Raw genomic sequence first — 17,388 nt, forward strand, 5'->3', positions numbered from 1 at the left:
GATGACTTATAGATAAAAAGATGTGTACTAAAGTCACAAGCGGGGTTCATCGCGTAACCGGTCAGTGGCCCATTCGCTGCGCCAATAACATCAATCATGATACCCATTAATAGTGGTGCCAGCCAATTGCAGATTCTTACGAGGACACTTTTAAAACCGCTGAGTTTAGGGTTATTGTCCTCGTTAAATTAAACAGACCGTAAAATACCCTTTTGGACCTCGGGAACCGCTTGTTTGAAACACCAAAGACATCTTCAAAGCTCGATAATTATCAGGCGCTCACTAGATTTACATAGCCTACCAACAAACCAGTAGCTATTGTCACAGGTGACTATGGGCAAGGCGTTTGGCTACTTTCCTCGAAGCATTCGGAGTATGACGAAGAGGCGACTTAACTGCTTATCTTTGACGTCTTCGGCAATGACTACCAAGAGTTTAATCAGCTGGCAGGCGCAGAATCGCTCACGTTAGCTTTACAAGAGGAACTACTCAAACAGTTGGTTGTTTATTTTTAATTAATTGCTAGTTTCTCAATTTATGGCGCTGCTGTTTGATAAACACAGCGGCGTTTTTGTTGAGTTGATCCTACCTATTGCAGAATAGGATAATGATTGAAAAATCCAATCTGCACTTTTAAAACAGAAGATATTATGGAAGTTAATAGTAAGACTTTATTAAATTATAATGGATCTCAATAGTGGGCTTTTTTGCATATTAATCCGAATAATTGATATATATTTCATTTTTTTGATTTCCTCCTGAGTAATGCGAGTAATTTATACTAGTTTTATTGCATATCCCTTTTTTTGGAGATGACATATGAATAAAAAAACACAGGTATGTATTGCTGCAATATGTTCACTTTACTTTACCAACATAGAAGCTAAAGATTATGGCTATTACGGTTCTCTAGGAATAGGTAGTTCCTATGCCAAATTCCATGATGTGGAGGGGTATTCAAGTTTAACTGCACATACTCGAACTGATGACGATGATGATAATGCTTTAATTACCACGTTAGGTTTAGGCTATAAATGGCAAGATTTACCTTATCGGGTAGAGTTGATGTACCGAATGGTTGATTCTGAAAAGTTTAGAGATTTAACCGTGTGGGATAGTGGTTATAGTGAGTCGACAACAACCACGATTAAGCAACAATCATTAATGATAAATGGCTTATATGATGTTGAACTAGAAGGCAGTGACTTCACTCCTTATATTGGTATTGGTATTGGTGTAACACGAGTTACATCAAAAGGTTACCAATACGATATGACCAATGAATCCCGAGAGGCTCAATTTGATAAGAAAATACGTACCAAATTAACGGGGGCATTTATGTTAGGAACAAAATATGATGTATCCGATGCATTTAAAATAGGGATTGGTTATCAATTTAGTTATCTTGGGAAGATTGGTACTGCTGATAATTGTAATGGTGCTTCGAGTTTATGTGATGGTGATGAAACACATACGGCAAAATTAATGACTCATGATTTTACCATTCAGACTTATTACTATTTTAACTAGCATCTTAATAACATTCTTGTCTGATGGTTTTATTTTGATTGTTTCAAAAAAAGGGAGCACACAGCTTAAAAGCTGCAAGGTTTAAGATGTCTGTCCTCGGCCAATTTACTCTATTAGTGATCTAAACGTAAAAAATTTGTACTAATCACTTGTCTGTGAATATTAAGTGGTGTTCGAAAATACAAGGGCACATGACAATCATTTAAATTGTGTGTCCTTTCTATTGTGTTTTTAAATCCACGTCGCCGTGTGATTGCTCTGCTATAAACATTCGCTTCTCATCATAATATGGGCTAGGAAAGTATTTTACGATCAACACACGGTAAGTAATGGCTCCGATACATGTGCCAATTACGGGGGCAATCAAAGGGACAAATACATAAGGGATGTCGCGTCCGCCCGTCATGGCAATATTGCCCCAACCAGCCAAATAGATAAAAAGACGTGTACCAAAGTCACGAGCGGGATTCATCGCGTAACCGGTCAGTGGCCCAGCCGCTGCGCCAATAACACCAATCATGATACCGATTAATAGTGGTGCCAGCGCGCCACGGGGAACACCATGTCCATCATCCGTCAGTGACATTATCAAGCACATCATGATTGCCGTTAGAATAACTTCGACCATAAACGCATGGGTTACCGTAATAGCGGGATGAGGGAAAGTAGTGAAAATTCCCGCCAAATAAAGGCTGTTTTCGGTTCCCAATAGGATGTGATGGGCGTGTATGTAACCGACAAAGAGATCTTGATAAAAATAGTAACAGAGTGCAGCACCACAAAAGGTGCCAGCCAATTGTGACAGTGAATATGGGATCACCTTGCGCCGTTCAAAATTAGCGAACAACCAAAAGGCAATGGTAACAGCGGGGTTTAAATGCGCCCCAGAGATGCCTGCAGTTAAATAGACCGATAGCGAAATAGCAAAACCCCAAACAATACAAATATCCCAAGAATTCAAACCTGAATCTGCGAGCCTAACAGCACACAAACAGCTAGTACCAAAGAAGATAAACAGCGCTGTGCCAAAGAATTCTGCTATGCACTGTCCTTTAAGGGTGTGAGTCATACTATTCCTTATTATCGCTACCATTGAGCGCGATTTGATGTGCGAAAATATAGAAAAGAAACCGGTTTCATAAATTGCGCCGCTTCACACAATCTTAATTACTCAGCCAGTAAAGCCGACAGTTTTTATGCGAATAATTGGCAGTTGTATTAATTGCTGGTGGAGCCAAAAAACACATAGGGAGGTAATACCCGAATAGGGAAGTGACAGGGCGCTATTCGATTAAGACTTAATTAGGGGCAGATTACGTCCCGTAAGAAGACGTATTTTCTCTAATAACGTTACGTTATTCATTACTCACCAATTCAGATAATTGGACTGACCAATCGATAAACTAACGAAGAAAAGAAGAGTAAATGGTCGTTTGACATTAATTGCAGCCTGTTTCATGAAAAATACTGATTCATGCAACGTGTTTTATAGCTCTTTATGGGTAAATGCCGTAGGAAACCTGTCTCTATTTTGCTATACATAATATGCAACAAGGTAATTGTAAATGTATGTCAATTTAGTTCGTGTGCGAAAGGGCGGTAGCGTTGTAAAGCATATTAAAATAGAAAAATGGCAAAAACAGAGCTGTGGTAATATTAAACAGCCAAGGCCAGTATTTCGGTATGAAAAGCATAATAAGGTTCTGAATTTTATTCAAGGTAATAAACAGTTAGAGCTTTAATTTAATAAGAATGGACAGTTTATATAGAAGTGTTCTGTATATCGGTTCTCTGTAATAACTGTTAGATAGAAAGGAGAATGCAGTGAAACTCAATAACGGAAATATTGTAGATTCCAATGGTAAAACTACATTTGTAAGTATTTCTTCTTTTGCATCAGAGATATGTAATTCAGATGTATGCTTTTTATGTACCAAAAGATTAGATGCCAACAACCATAATGATGAGCATGTAATTCCGAAATGGATCTTAAAGCGGTTTGACCTTTATAATGAAACTGTAAATTTACCGAATGGTAGTAAGTTTAAATATAATCAGTATGTTATTCCTTGTTGCTCAGAGTGCAATAGTTTACTCAGTACAGTATTGGAAACACCATTGAGCCGGATTTTTTCAGGTGATTTTGAATATTTTACTAACTTATTAAATGACGATATTTGTTTAAAGATATATATATGGTTAGCTTTGATTTTTACAAAAACTCACATAATGGATCAATCTCTACGAATGTATTTGGATCGTAGAATTGAGTCTTCATCAATTGCTGAGGGAGTCGGATATGATTGGGAAAGATTCCACCATGTGTATTGCTTAAGTCGTATTCCTTACACCAAAGCATCTCTTGACGAACTTTGCATTGGTTCTTTTTTTGTAATTCCTGTTGATAGTCGAGATGCTATAAAACAGTACGATTATATGGATATATCCTTTGCTAACACATCAGGAATAATTATAGGTGATATTGGTATTATTGCAGTATTTGGCGATGCTGGTGCAGTAATTAATCAACTTAACAAAACTGTAATAGAAAAATTAAGTGGTTCAGTTACTAGTATGCAATTTCGTGAATTGGTAGCTAATTTCGCTTGTTGTAATCTACATTTAAAAAATGCCCCAATATATTCGACATTGACTGACATATCTGGTGTTAATCCTCCGCAAATAGTTTGTAAATTGACAGATTCAAAGCCTGAATTTGATACTTATGATCCCAATGTTTTTGGATCATTAATGGATATGTTGGTCGGCGACGCTCTCGATGGAAAAGTTAATGTAGTTAATTTTCGTGAAAAATTAAGATCTGGCACGTTGTCAATCTTATTTGATAGTCATGGGCATATAATTCCACCCAACAAGGCGTTCCAATTGACAGAATAACTGTCACGAATTTTTTTTCGAAAAATATAGTTCCGGTTATTTTTCAACTAAACTTTACGTTAGGTTTCTTGGATTTATATTAACTTGGAGAAACAGGAATGGCAAAGATTATAAATGTTATAGCTATCGTTATACTATTATTATTTGGTAATGCATGTTTCTCTAAAGATCATGTTGATAGCAAAATAATAATTAATTTTGATAAAGAAAAATATCGAGATGTTACTCAGGTGAATAATATTTCACCAAATACACTTATTAAATTATGGGGATGGTTAAGATTAATTCCAGATGGGAAGATTACATCTCAGAAATATTTTCTAGAGTGGGAGTTTGAATCGGATGATAAAAATGAAAATTTAGGGAATTATCGGACTAATCGAAAATATTTACAATATCAGAGGCCAATAGATAGAGAAGAGGCTTTTTATTGGGTTTCAAAGCGTATTTGGAGTCAAGATAAAGGTAGATATATATTTAGAGTCTATATTCAGGAAGATGGAAAACATAAAATAGTAAGTGAATCTTCAGTGGAAATAGAAGGATGACGTTATGAAAAAATTAATACTAACAGTTATTATTTCTCTAATAATATTCTCTACATTCTCATATGCTAATAGTGATATGGCCTCTGAATTGTTAGAGCAGATAAATGAAGTAGAAAACACCTTACAAAAGGATAATGATTTATTGAGATTAAGAATAAAAAATTTGGAAAGTAGGTTATCCAAAATATCTACAGACTTAGCGACGGCTCAGTCATTAAAAGAGGATATAGAGTCAAAATATAAAGATATTTTGAGAAAAGAGGTATCTATAAGCTCTATAGGAGAAAATATTAATGAAAATAAAATAACAATTGCTTCATTAAAGTCTGAAATAAATAATTTAAAAACTGAACAAGTAAAAATAGAGGGTAAGATAGACTCATCCCAGAAAATAGTGACATGGGTTACACTTATTGTCAGTGTAGTCGTTGTATTAATCGGAGCTTTCTTTTCTAGAACGTTTATAGAATTGTACTCAAACTATAGAGTAGTGTGTTCGCATTTTCCAAATGTTCAAGGTAAAGAGTTACCAATAAACAAAGTATGATAAGTGTTATAACTAAGGAGGGAGTATGAATTTCGAAAAACATTTAAATGGAAAAATATTAGATCCAATTCATGGTACGATTCGAATTACCGAGATTGAGAGACAAGTTATAGGACATAGCCTTTTTCAAAGGCTTAGAGGGGTTAAACAAAATACTTTTTTATATAAAGTATTCCCATCTGCTATGCACAGTAGGTTTGAACATTCTTTGGGAGTTATGCATGTTGCATATAAAATGTTTGTCAACTTAATTATTAATTCTTACCGATATGATAGTAAATATCATGATAAACTTATTTTTAAATACATAGATGAAATTGAAGATAAAAATATCCAAGAATTAAGATTAGCTGCTCTTTTACATGATGTTGGACATGGACCTATGTCGCATCAATTTGATTCATTTTTATTAAATAAAGAGCAATTAATCTCAGTTCTTGGTCCTAAATTTCACGATGTCTATGAACTAATCGATTCAGACGGTAAGGTTGAACATGAACATATTTCTGTTATCTTTATAAGAAAAATATTCGATGATTTAAACTTAAATGGAAAAGTAAATGTTGATAACGTTATTAAGTTAATAGAATTAAATTATAAATATGAAGGTATATTTATTATAAATAAAGGTCATAAATTTGATATACAACCTTTATTTACATCTCTTATTTCATCGTGCCCAATTGACTCTGATAGAATGGATTATTTACTTCGAGATAGTTATTTTTCTGGTGTTAAGTGTGGTATCTATAACGTAGAAAGAATATTGATGTCCATTGTCCCTGTTACAGAGAAAGGAAAAGTTTACCTTGCATATAAAGAAAGTTGTTTAGATTCTATATCTGAGTTTATCTTTTCAAGATCTAGCCTATTTAGCCAGGTTTATTATCATAAAACCAATCGTGCTTTTTCTTCGATGTTAACTAAAGTTTGTGAATATGTGAAAGAATTAAATGGTGGCGATTTAAGTCAGAAATTGTATGGTTTTGAGAGTGGAATAGATAACTATAATTTAGATTCACTTGTGGAATTTTATTTAGACAATTCAGATGATTATTTTATTAATAAAACAGTGCCAAAATTAATTGAAGATAATTCTTGTGCTGAAGATCTTGTTAATAATATTGTAAAAAGGGTTCCATGGAAAAAATTATATGAAACAAAATTAATCTATTCAAACAAATCGATTAAAGATTCTGTAGATAAAGCATTAATTGCAAATATTAAATTGAAGTTTAATGATGAAATAGGAAAGTTTATAAAAGAAAAAGATTACATCATAGATATTATGACTGATAACGCTTTTAAAGATGTTAATAAAACTGAAATAAAATTATTAATTAAGCGACCTGATGGGCATTATCAATCAAAAGATATCATTGATTGTGGTTGTAAATTAAATGCATATCAATCAATTAAATATTTTGTTAGGGTTTTTATTAATCCAGACCGTTTGCCTGATTCCCGTAAAGAATTAAGTTCAAATTTAGAGGATATAAAAAATGCTCTAGTAGGTGAAAAATTAGTTATAACAATACGCCCTGAGATGGAAAATAAGTGAAATTTTAATCATTTAATGCCTAAGTACGAAGCTATGATCCCTTTGCGTTTAAAGCCTCTAAATACTTAGTTTCGTTATACGGTGGATTTGTTTTCCAGCATCGAAAAGCCATTCCAATCTACTTAAAAGGAAAAATTCTTATAAAATTATTATATTGGTGTTAGTTGAATTTAAATACGGCGAGTCATCTTGGGCTAGGCGTAGTGGCTCGATATAGATGATAACCGTGATGATGTCGCGTTATTAATGATGTAACGATATGACACCGATTAGACAAGGAGATGTCGTGGATTTATTTAAAGTAGCGTCCGGTGTTTTCGCTCAAATTTGGTACCTCATACCAATGCTGTTGATTGTTACGATATTCAAGAGCCGATGGTTTAAAGGTAGGTTTGGGGAATTTCTTATAAATAGGCTATTGTCGCGTTTGCCTGCGTCAGACTACACATTGATAAAAGATGTCACTTTACCCACCGATGAAGGGACGACTCAAGTTGACCATATCGTTGTTTCAACGTTTGGTATATTTGTCGTTGAAACGAAAAACATGAAAGGGTGGATATTCGGTTCAAAGAACCAAAAACAATGGACCCAAAAAATCTATCGCCACACTGCTAAGTTTCAAAACCCACTTCATCAAAACTATAAGCATGTAAAAACCCTTGAGTCATTATTGGGGATTGATTTATCGAAGTTGTACTCAGTTATCGTGTTTATCGGTGATAGTGAATTCAAAACCAATATGCCAGATAACGTCACTTACGCGAGGGGATGCGTAAATTACATCAAACAGTTCACCGAGCGTGTTTTCTCTGAAGAGGAATATCAGCAGATTATCGACACCATCAATGAAATTAAACTGCGTAAAGGCGTAGTGACAAACCTAAAGCATAGGCGTCATGTTAGAGAATTGGTCGCTTTAAAAGAGAATGTTGAGCCATGTTCATCTGCGGATTCAGATAAGTAATATGATGAAAAGGATGATAGCCAGTTTACGTATGATTGATGGTTCGGCTTCGATCACAAAGCGTTAGTTTACAGGAGTTCAGATCATGAATGATGAAGAATTCGAATACTGCCATAATTTCGCAGTTTGGGCGGGAGCAAGAGCATCACAACGTGGTTTTACTACCGTTAAAGTCCTAAAAGACGCACTTGATAACTGTGGTATTAAGGATTTTGCTCGGCAACCCAGCCTTTTGACAAGCGCAGACGATTTTAATCGTTAATAAATTAACTGGGACACACACTGTTAAATATTTATAAATAGATCCTATTTACATTTATCTTTGGGAGTGCAAATTAAAACAATAACGATCCAAAATACCGAGCAAAAAATCGTGATGTAATCATTATCGTTATAGTTAAAAGTTAAGAAACTACTTAAAAACCACAATGCTGTTCCTGTCTTGGCGATAGTAAGATACTGAGCTACAACTAACATTTCAATTAAAATAAATGTCCATTTTATCGATGAGTTTTTATTAGAGATGGTGAGGGATGATATTTTCATTATTATTAATAATAAAATGGACATTAAATAAAACATATTTTATTTTTCCTACATTTAAACTATTCTTCGTGTAAATATCGTTACCTGTTTGTACACAGAGTCTATCATTGCTAAATCAGCGTCGCTCTGCACGTTCAGGCAGTTTTAGAATCGTAAGAACTCGGTAGCGGATTTGTATTTTTCTCGACTGTTCAAATAGCTCAACCGGTACCGAGTGCCCTTTTTTCTAAAATCCAATGATCTATATTTAGGAACAGTTATTTAAATATAACAATTAATTTACCCACGAATTCATATAGTGCCGAGTTTAGCATCATATTAGGGTACGTGTCCTCGTTAAATTCTAGGGAGACCTTATATGAGCGCAAAGGAAAGTGAATGGATATACATCGAGTAACAGTATCAGATATTGCTATATTAGCAAAGCTAAACCATCAATTAATTAAAGATGAAGGTCATAGAAATCCAATGTCAGTTGACGAATTGGAGAAACGGATGAGTTCTTGGCTTTCATCTGGTTATTTTGCTGCCTTGTTTAGCGAGCTTGATGAAATTGTGGGGTATACATTATGGCGGCAAGATGAAGGCTTCATTTATATTCGTCAGTTTTTTATCACCCCAGATTTCCGTGGTAAAGGAAATGGGAAAAAAGCATTCTATTTATCTCGGGATCAATTTTGGTCTGGTCAAAAACTGCGACTAGACGTGTTAATCAATAATCACAGAGGCTTAGAATTTTGGCATACAGTTGGTTTTGGTGATTATTGTATAACGATGGAGAACACTAGTTTATAACGGCTGACTTCAGCTATAAGGCCACTTACGTTAGTGAACCATGTCATGATGTTTGTTCAAAATTAAAAATCCGATATGGTTTATCCATACCGGATTTTTATGTTTTATATCTTAGTCAAAATTAGAATTATTCTTAATGAACACCAATATTACAGCGACCGTTATTGTGGTGTTTTTATAGTACCTTACTTAAAAATTCTGCGGTGCGAGGGTTTGTCGGTGATGTGAAAATTTGTTCTGGTGTTCCCACTTCTTGAAACTGACCTTTATCGATAAAAATAATCCGGTCCGCGACTTCACGAGCAAAAGCCATTTCGTGAGTTACGATCACCATGGTCATACCTTCATTAGCCAGTTGTTTCATTACTTCTAAAACTTCACCCACTAATTCTGGGTCGAGCGCCGATGTAGGTTCGTCGAACAGAATAACAGAAGGATCCATTGCTAATGCTCGGGCGATGGCGACGCGTTGTTGTTGGCCACCCGATAAGGTAGTGGGCCATGCATTGGCTTTGTCTTTTAAGCCTACTTTGTCTAACAACTTAAGCGCTTTTTCTTGGGCTTCCTTTTTGTCTTGCTTCAGTACATCGACTGGAGCCATCGTTAGGTTGTCCAAAACGGTCATATGTGGAAATAGGTTAAACTTCTGAAAAACCATTCCTACATGAGTGCGCATGGCATTTAAATTTGTTTGGCGTTCATGCAAAGCGTGGTTATTTATCCAAACCTTCCCTCCTTGAAAATCTTCTAAGGCATTTAAGCAACGAAGAAACGTGCTTTTACCTGAACCGGAAGGCCCAATAACACAGACAACTTCTTGTTCGTTGATCTCACAAGTAACATTATCTAAGACGGTATGCGAGCCAAAGGCTTTACTCAGATTCTTAACGTTGATCACTTTGACTACTCCTTTGTTCTAGATGTTGTACAAAGAGCGATAGTAAAAAGGTAAATACCCAGTAAATTACGCTGATGGTTAAGTAAGGTTCCCAGTAACTAGCGTAAGCGCCTGAAGCTGTGCGAGCGGCATACGCAAGATCGGCCAGACCGATTGCTGAGGCAAGTGACGAGTCTTTTACGATGGCAATCGCGTTATTGCCTAGTGGTGGCAACATGCGTTGAAAAGCTTGCGGTAAAATAACTCTGTACATAGAGCGAAGGTAACTCATGCCTAATGAGCGAGACGCTTCCATTTGGCCGTTATCAATGGATTGGATGCCGGCTCTAAAAATCTCTGATACATAGGCGCCTGAATTCAGTGTAATGGCGACAATACAGGAAAAAAATGCGCCGTAGTTCGAGCGTAACTCACGAGCAAAATCTGAACTCATTATGCCATGAACGACAAAAAGCCCGTCTCGTGGGTTAGTTAATAGGGGAATTAAGGCAAAGTGAACAACCATAATTTGGACAAATAACGGTGTGCCACGAAAAGCACTGATATAAATGCGAACTGGCCATTGAATGCCGTAATGTAGGATGTATTTCCATGGCCCGTGCGGTGCTTCCGCAAGTCGGCCTAAGCCTAGGATGAGACCCCATAACGTCCCGGTGATAACGCAAATAATCGTGCATTCTAAAGTGGTTTGGGCTCCACTCATAAAGAGTGGCCAATATTCTTGTATGATATCCCAATGGAATCCGTTCATAGTATTTCCTGACGTACAGCTAAAAAAGCGAGCATAGATACTCGCTTTCGGTATAAATATAAAAAGTGAAATTATTGAGCAGGAAGAGTCGGAACGTCAGTATCAAACCAAGTTTGGTAGATTTTCGCATAAGTTCCATCTGCAATAATGTCTTTCAAACCAGTGTTGATTTTGCCAAGAAGTTTATCGTTGCCTTTTGCTACAGCAATACCAAAATATTGAGGTTTGAAATGCTCATCGTAGACTAGCTTAAAGTCTTTTTCTGGGTGAGTTTTGATGTAGTATTTCACGACACCTACATCGCCAATGGCAGAACTTAATCCTTCTTCATACAACTCTTGTAACATGAGAGGTGTATTATCAAAACGTTTGATAGCTGTGCTGTTAATGCCTAATACTTTAGAAGCAATGACATCGGCAGTACTTGAGTTAACCACGCCGACGTTCTCATTTTTTAGCTCGGAAAGGGCATGTACTTTTGATGATTTAGGTACAACAATCGCTTGTTCTGCAGGGAAGTATGGGTTTGAAAAATCGACGATTCGTTTGCGTTTATCGGTAATCGTGATACCAGAAACAAGAATATCGCGGTCACCTGAATTTAAAGTGGCAAAGATGCCTTCCCAAGGGGTATTAACGAGTTTGATATCGAAATGCTCTTTCTTCGCAATTGCTTTGATGATGTCTATATCAAAACCTTTCAGTTCTTTACTTGGTGTCTCGTATTCAAATGGGCGATAAGTACCTCCCGCACCTACAACATATGTCTCTGCATTAACGAAATAAGGCGCCATGCCAACAGCAATGCATAGAAGACCTAATAATTTTTTCATTGTTATAAATCCTTTTAAGAGTAGATGTGAATAAAAGTATCATTTTATTGCATTAATAATCAATCTGTATTCGACAGGTATCCCGTTATTTTTCAAGAGCATAACAGCGCCTTAGAATAAAATAAGCAGGATACACACCATTAAAACGAGTGAAGGAGAACCCCTAGAACCTTCATTCAGACTTTTTTCTACTTAGACTGCTTTTAAAACATGTTTGATAAACATGTCAATGACGGGAGGAACGGGCGTCGTTTGGCAGCGTAGAATGTGCATGGTATGAGAGGCAATCGTGAAATTAGGCAAGATCTGAATTAGGCGGCCAGTTTGAATATCTCTATCGAGCATCACTTCAGAATTAAGCACAATCCCCGCACCGCTTAATGCGGCTTGCCGTATTGATTCGCCAGTATTACATAGTAGTGTTGGCGTGATTTCTAGCTGGTGGGTTTCATTAGCGTTTTTTAATGTCCAATACTTATTGGAACGCCATTGAGAAAAGCTAATACAATTATGCTTGATTTTATGGCCTTTAGTTTGCATCAATTTGCATAAAAGTTTTGGATTGTACCTCATAGTTAGTGACTTAACTCCTGCGTTGAAATAGGCAACCTACACCCTCTCTGTTATACCTAACTTTCGATACAAATTAAAAATCTGTATCACTGAACTCTACATATTTCAGTACATTACTTTATCTAAGAGTAATGGTAACGGCTGGTTAAGCGGTTTGGTTTCATTGGAGAAGGATGGGTTTATGCGTTTTATTCAGGTATTAATAGTGGCATGTATTAGTGCAATGATGGCTTTCCCTTCTGTTGCAGCGGAAGGACAATCTCGTTATACCATTGAACAGATGAAAGGTAATGTCTATCGTTTTACTGCTGGACATTATCGCTCAGTGTTTATGGTGACTAAACAGGGTATTTTGGTGACTGATCCGATTAATCCCAGTGCTGCATCTTGGTTAAAACAAGAGCTCAAAAAGCGCTATCATTTACCCATTCGTTACATGATATACAGCCATAATCATGTCGATCATTCTCTTGGTGGAGATAAGCTCGCCGATGCTGATACCATTGTCGTAGGGCAGGAATTAGCTGCAGAAGATATGAAGTTCACACAATTACCAACACGGTTGCCTGATGTCACTTTTGGGGATCATCTACATATCAAACTTGGCGATAGTGATGTTGAGTTGAAATATTATGGGGTTAATAACGGTCGTGGCAACGTGAGTATGCATTTTATGCCGGCAAATGTCATGTTTGTTGTCGATTGGGTCGTGCTTGGGCGGATGCCTTATAAAGATCTACAAGGTTACGATATTCAGGGAATGATAGATTCAACCGAGGCGTTACTCAATGGCCCCAAATTTGATCTGTTAGTCGGGGGCCATGCAGAGGCGGGTGATAGAAAAGATGTGGAACATTATCTAGGGTATCTTAAAGCGCTTTATGCCAAAGTCCGCGACGGCATGTTGGCGGGGAAGGATCTCAAAACCTTACAAAAAGAAATAACGTTGCCTGAATATTCCAACCTCAAGATGTACAAACAGTGGTTACCAGAAAATATTGCAGGCGTTTACCGTACTTTAATCGACCAGTCCTACTTTAATTTCCGACCTGATATTCATCAGTAAGTCATTTTAGGCAGGTTTGAGCTAGTGGTATCGACTAGCTCGCAACTTCCTCTCACGGCTCTAAATCATCTTCGCTTGAAATTTACCGGGTGTTTCACCAAAGCGTTGGCGAAACGCTTCTATATACGCACTGACATTGGTGTAGCCGCTTTGCGCTGCGACTTCGTTAATACTCAGCCCTTTTTCGATAAGAGCAAGCGAGGTAATAATTTTTGATTGTTGACGCCATTGGCTGAACGTTAAGCCGGTTTGCTTAATGAAAATACGGCTGAGCGTACGTACGCTCACCCCCCAATGACTTGCCAGTTGCTCTTGGGATAAATGGCTAGATGGCGACTTTAGCAATTCATCTGCAATATTTCTTGCGCGGCGATCGATGGGAAGGGGGAGCCCTAACGGGAGCTCTTGTAATCTAGCAACTTCGAACGCTAACAGAGCGACTAGGTGCGATATGTAGCTGTCTGGATAGCTTGAATTACCGCATTCGATTGCGCGTTGCAACAGGGTATCAAGAAAACCATTCATGCAATACACGCCCGGCTCTGCTGGGAAACCTTGAGCTGAGGAATAATCAAGGTTTAGCACGTGCACTTGGACTGCAGTGAAAATTTTCACTTTATGATTGCAATCCTTGGGTGTCCACCCAACTGAACCGGGAGTCACAGACCACTGGGCTTTTCCCGTTTCTACATTGATAATGCCGTTTTCTAACCAATATAATTGCCCCCATTGGTGTTCATGCCAAGGGGTTTCGTAGGTTTCTGTCAGTTTAAATGACTCGATATCGATAATGATGGCCGAATATCCGTATTAAATGTCAATATACCGATAATAGTATCATGAACTAATCATGTACATTGCACTTGTTTAGAAATGAAAATGAGAACGATATGCATCTACATGTTTTTGCGGTGGTGTTGAATAACCAATATCAATGTTCAATGAACCCATTTTATCTATCTTCTAGTTCGTTACATCATTTCTGAACCATGAGTTTAACGTGATTGTAAGCCGTGTTGCTACTTATAACACGGCTGGTAACAATCCAAGCTCTACTTGCTCTTCCTGTCGATATTAAAAATAAAGAATTAGCAAAATTATAGGACAATCAGAATGAAAATCTTGTCAATTAGACGCCTTACCCTTGGTGTTATGATTGCTTCACCGGTACTTTCTGTATGGGCTCAAGATACAGGCATACAAACAAAAAATACATCTACAGAGACGATTACCGTGGTGGGCAGTGATACTCAATCTGCACCGGTTTCAGGCGGAACGGGCATGGCTTTGTCACCGGAAGAAACGCCACAATCTGTCAGCGTGGTTGATACTTATACCATGCAAGATTGGAACATGGATTCGATTAATGATGTGTTGGACAGCGTGATTGGTATTTCGGCTAAGCATGATGATGATGTTCGTACTGAATACCAATCTCGCGGTTTTGATATTAATAACATTCAGATTGATGGCACGCCTTATACATGGGGAGATGTGGGCAATAGTTCGGGTGAAGCGTTGGCGGATATGTCCATTTATGATCGAGTCGAGGTCGTTCGTGGCGCAACGGGATTAACCACTGGAGTCGGTGATCCATCTGCTTCCATTAACTTGGTGCGTAAACATGCCGATAGTGACACGTTAAAAGGTAACGTGGAAGCAAGCTTAGGCAGTTGGGATCATCATGCCGTGACGGCTGATGTGCAAAACTCATTAAATGAAGATGGTTCGCTGCGTGGACGTATTGTTACTAAATACAGTGAGAAAAATTCTTACGTTGATCTTTACAGCTCAAAACGCAAAGTACTTTATGGGGTAATAGAAAAGGACATTAACAGCGACACGTTATTACGCATCGGCGGCAATTACCAGAGCGATGATATCGACGGGGCGTCATGGGGTGGGTTGCCGGGTGCCTATTCAAATGGTACTGAGACTCACTTTGCTCGTTCAAAAACCACCGCCGCAGATTGGAGCTATTGGAATACAGAAAACAAGGGCGCTTTTGTCGATTTTGAACATACGTTAAGTAATGGTTGGCAATGGAAGACCAATTACAGTTATGCCAAATATAACAAAAAGGATGAGCTCCTTTATTTGAGTACATTAGATGCAAGCGATGATTCCATTTCAGCCTATCCTGAAAAAGATCATAGTAACAGTGAGCAGAACAGCATCAGTACTCAGCTGACTGGTCAATATCTTGTATTAGGACGTGCGCATGATTTTACGGTTGGTTTAACCTATACCCGCCAAAAAGTCAGATCCTATGAGATATACGCGGATAATTACTCGGATACGGTAAACAATTTTTCGAGTTGGAATAATCATTATAGTGAGCCAACATGGTCGTCTAGTGCTTATCTAGCAGAAGAATTAAAAACCGAACAACAGGGGATATTTGCTTCAACACGTTTAAACATTCGCGATGACTTCAAGTTTATTCTCGGTGGACGTGTTGCGAACTGGAAACGAGAAGGTCAAAGTTACGAGGTTGATGCAACGCACTCTGATAATGGGATTTTTATGCCTTATGCCGGTGCGCTCTATGATTGGAATGAAAACACGCGTCTCTATGCAAGTTATGCAACCATTTATGAGCCGCAAGATGCGCAAAAAAGCAATGGTGAATTCTTAGATCCTGTTGAAGGGGATACTTATGAAGTAGGGATGAAGAACCATTATTTCGACGATAGATTACAACTATCACTTGCGCTATTCCGTACTGAGGAAGATAACCTTGCGCAGGACGATCCAACGGGTGCCACGATTGTGAATTCTCAAAATACCGCACAAGTTGCCGCTGATGGGGTAACGAGTAAAGGTTTTGAAGTACAACTGGCGGGACAACCACTAGAAGGTCTTAACGTGAATTTAGGCTATACGCAGTTTAAAGCAGAAGACAAAGATGGCGAAGCAGTCAATACGGATTTTGCTCGCAAGCAGTTGAAACTGATGAGTAGCTACCAGTTTATGCAGTGGTTACCTCAATTGACGATGGGCGTATCACTACGTTGGCAAGATAAAACGTATGCCGGTGATGTGAGCCAATCCGCTTACAGCCTGGTGGATATGATGGCGAAGTATCAAGTGAGTGATAATGTGGTGGTAAATCTTACCGTCAATAACCTGTTTGATAAAAAATACTATAACTATCTGGATTCAGATAACGAAGTTCATTATGGCGAGCCACTGAGTGGCACTCTGTCTATGAACTATATGTTTTAAGTAACGGTTTCTCTATTCTGCTGGATAGTAGCATTGTTCGATAAATAAAACGCCGCGAGTTAATCGCGGCGTTTAGTTCTTTATTCAACAGCTTGAGATTGATATTTTTTTAACAGTTTGTTTAATGTTTTTGGGTCGTTTTCTTTTAGCTTATCTAAAATGCTTTCAGCATGTTGTTCGAGCCCGTCGTGTTTTATCTCTTTGATTTTATTTATATTCTCTTGTAGTTGCTTAAATTTCTGCACCTCGGTCGAATCTGGTAATTGTATTTGAGCGATGATCTCAGAAAGTACATCACTAATTATGCCTATTTGGCGTCCGTATGAAGCACCGCTATTGAAGATGGCTTTTTCAATATCACCGTTACCATTTTCTTTTTTTATGGAGTTGAAAAAATATTCCGGTGAAAGATCTTGGTTCACACTGCCGCTTAATGGGAAGTTAAAGTTAGACGCAAACCATGGGTTCATAGATTACTCCTTGTTTAATATGAGTGAGTATCACATCAAAAAGTCGTATATAGGGTGAATTGATTTTCTCGATGAAAAGCAACGGACCTTAATTACTAAGATGGATTGGTTATGACTTCTATTCGGCTAAATCATAGCCTGAAAAATAAAGAACAGTGTGAGATGAGAGACACTTTG

17 protein-coding genes and 1 pseudogene are annotated in these 17,388 nt (G+C 37.6%); 10 read left to right on the forward strand and 8 right to left on the reverse strand.

From position 1 onward, the window contains the following. Positions 1–8: 8 nt before the first annotated feature. Positions 9–128, reverse strand: a pseudogene (locus I1A42_RS24835) (aquaporin); the annotation flags it as partial. 691 nt (positions 129–819) lie between these two features. On the opposite strand from I1A42_RS24835, the gene I1A42_RS18580 reads away from it, so the two are divergent. Continuing rightward, the gene (locus tag I1A42_RS18580; RefSeq protein WP_196124351.1) at positions 820–1,530 is read left to right on the forward strand and encodes an outer membrane protein; all 711 of its coding nucleotides are present in this window, start codon (positions 820–822) and stop codon (positions 1,528–1,530) included. A gap of 220 nt (positions 1,531–1,750) precedes the next feature. Here I1A42_RS18580 and I1A42_RS18585 read toward each other — a convergent pair whose 3' ends face one another. Further along, positions 1,751–2,599 carry an MIP/aquaporin family protein gene (locus I1A42_RS18585; protein WP_196124352.1) on the reverse strand — a complete coding sequence of 283 codons (849 nt, stop codon included), beginning with the start codon at positions 2,597–2,599 and terminating at the stop codon, positions 1,751–1,753. 755 nt (positions 2,600–3,354) lie between these two features. Between I1A42_RS18585 and I1A42_RS18590 the strand changes: the two genes are divergently transcribed. The 7 genes from I1A42_RS18590 to I1A42_RS18620 all read left to right on the forward strand — a co-directional run bounded on the left by I1A42_RS18590 (position 3,355) and on the right by I1A42_RS18620 (position 9,392). Continuing rightward, entirely contained in the window at positions 3,355–4,428 is a 1,074-nt protein-coding gene (locus I1A42_RS18590; protein ID WP_196124353.1) for a hypothetical protein, read from the forward strand. A gap of 98 nt (positions 4,429–4,526) precedes the next feature. Further along, positions 4,527–4,976, forward strand: a complete 450-nt coding sequence (locus tag I1A42_RS18595; RefSeq protein ID WP_196124354.1) for a hypothetical protein — start codon at positions 4,527–4,529, stop codon at positions 4,974–4,976. Positions 4,977–4,980: 4 nt separating this feature from the next. Then, the gene (locus I1A42_RS18600; RefSeq protein ID WP_196124355.1) at positions 4,981–5,523 is read left to right on the forward strand and encodes a hypothetical protein; all 543 of its coding nucleotides are present in this window, start codon (positions 4,981–4,983) and stop codon (positions 5,521–5,523) included. Between the two features lie 25 nt (positions 5,524–5,548). Further along, positions 5,549–7,084 carry an HD domain-containing protein gene (locus tag I1A42_RS18605; protein WP_196124356.1) on the forward strand — a complete coding sequence of 512 codons (1,536 nt, stop codon included), beginning with the start codon at positions 5,549–5,551 and terminating at the stop codon, positions 7,082–7,084. A 286-nt stretch (positions 7,085–7,370) separates the two neighbouring features. Next, on the forward strand, positions 7,371–8,051 hold the full coding sequence (locus I1A42_RS18610; RefSeq protein WP_196124357.1) for a nuclease-related domain-containing protein: 681 nt from the start codon (positions 7,371–7,373) through the stop codon (positions 8,049–8,051). Between the two features lie 85 nt (positions 8,052–8,136). Further along, positions 8,137–8,313, forward strand: a complete 177-nt coding sequence (locus I1A42_RS18615) for a hypothetical protein (protein ID WP_196124358.1) — start codon at positions 8,137–8,139, stop codon at positions 8,311–8,313. 662 nt (positions 8,314–8,975) lie between these two features. Further along, on the forward strand, positions 8,976–9,392 hold the full coding sequence (locus I1A42_RS18620) for a GNAT family N-acetyltransferase (RefSeq protein WP_196124359.1): 417 nt from the start codon (positions 8,976–8,978) through the stop codon (positions 9,390–9,392). A gap of 175 nt (positions 9,393–9,567) precedes the next feature. Here the strand turns inward: I1A42_RS18620 and I1A42_RS18625 are convergent, their stop codons facing one another. From I1A42_RS18625 to I1A42_RS18640, 4 genes are all read right to left on the reverse strand, one after another. Next, positions 9,568–10,290, reverse strand: a complete 723-nt coding sequence (locus I1A42_RS18625) for an amino acid ABC transporter ATP-binding protein (protein ID WP_196124360.1) — start codon at positions 10,288–10,290, stop codon at positions 9,568–9,570. Beyond that, positions 10,277–11,041, reverse strand: coding sequence for an amino acid ABC transporter permease (locus tag I1A42_RS18630; protein WP_196124362.1), 765 nt, complete (start codon positions 11,039–11,041; stop codon positions 10,277–10,279). Before I1A42_RS18630 ends, I1A42_RS18625 begins: the two co-directional genes overlap by 14 nt. Positions 11,042–11,112: 71 nt before the next feature. After that, positions 11,113–11,874 carry a basic amino acid ABC transporter substrate-binding protein gene (locus I1A42_RS18635; protein ID WP_196124364.1) on the reverse strand — a complete coding sequence of 254 codons (762 nt, stop codon included), beginning with the start codon at positions 11,872–11,874 and terminating at the stop codon, positions 11,113–11,115. 192 nt (positions 11,875–12,066) lie between these two features. Beyond that, positions 12,067–12,447, reverse strand: a complete 381-nt coding sequence (locus I1A42_RS18640) for a LysR substrate-binding domain-containing protein (protein ID WP_196124366.1) — start codon at positions 12,445–12,447, stop codon at positions 12,067–12,069. 181 nt (positions 12,448–12,628) lie between these two features. On the opposite strand from I1A42_RS18640, the gene I1A42_RS18645 reads away from it, so the two are divergent. Further along, positions 12,629–13,513: an MBL fold metallo-hydrolase gene (locus I1A42_RS18645; RefSeq protein WP_202436464.1), complete on the forward strand. Its 885-nt coding sequence runs from the start codon at positions 12,629–12,631 to the stop codon at positions 13,511–13,513. 60 nt (positions 13,514–13,573) lie between these two features. On the opposite strand, the gene I1A42_RS24840 is transcribed toward I1A42_RS18645, so the two are convergent. Further along, positions 13,574–14,128: a helix-turn-helix transcriptional regulator gene (locus I1A42_RS24840; protein ID WP_329604842.1), complete on the reverse strand. Its 555-nt coding sequence runs from the start codon at positions 14,126–14,128 to the stop codon at positions 13,574–13,576. Positions 14,129–14,626: 498 nt separating this feature from the next. Here I1A42_RS24840 and I1A42_RS18655 point away from each other — a divergent pair, with 498 nt between their 5' ends. Beyond that, a complete protein-coding gene (locus tag I1A42_RS18655; RefSeq protein WP_196124368.1) occupies positions 14,627–16,741 on the forward strand; it encodes a TonB-dependent siderophore receptor in 2,115 nt (704 codons plus the stop codon). Positions 16,742–16,821: 80 nt separating this feature from the next. On the opposite strand, the gene I1A42_RS18660 is transcribed toward I1A42_RS18655, so the two are convergent. Next, on the reverse strand, positions 16,822–17,211 hold the full coding sequence (locus I1A42_RS18660; RefSeq protein ID WP_196124370.1) for a type 1 glutamine amidotransferase family protein: 390 nt from the start codon (positions 17,209–17,211) through the stop codon (positions 16,822–16,824). Positions 17,212–17,388: the final 177 nt, after the last annotated feature.

The organism is Vibrio nitrifigilis, assembly GCF_015686695.1.
In the GTDB taxonomy this organism is placed as follows: domain Bacteria; phylum Pseudomonadota; class Gammaproteobacteria; order Enterobacterales; family Vibrionaceae; genus Vibrio; species Vibrio nitrifigilis.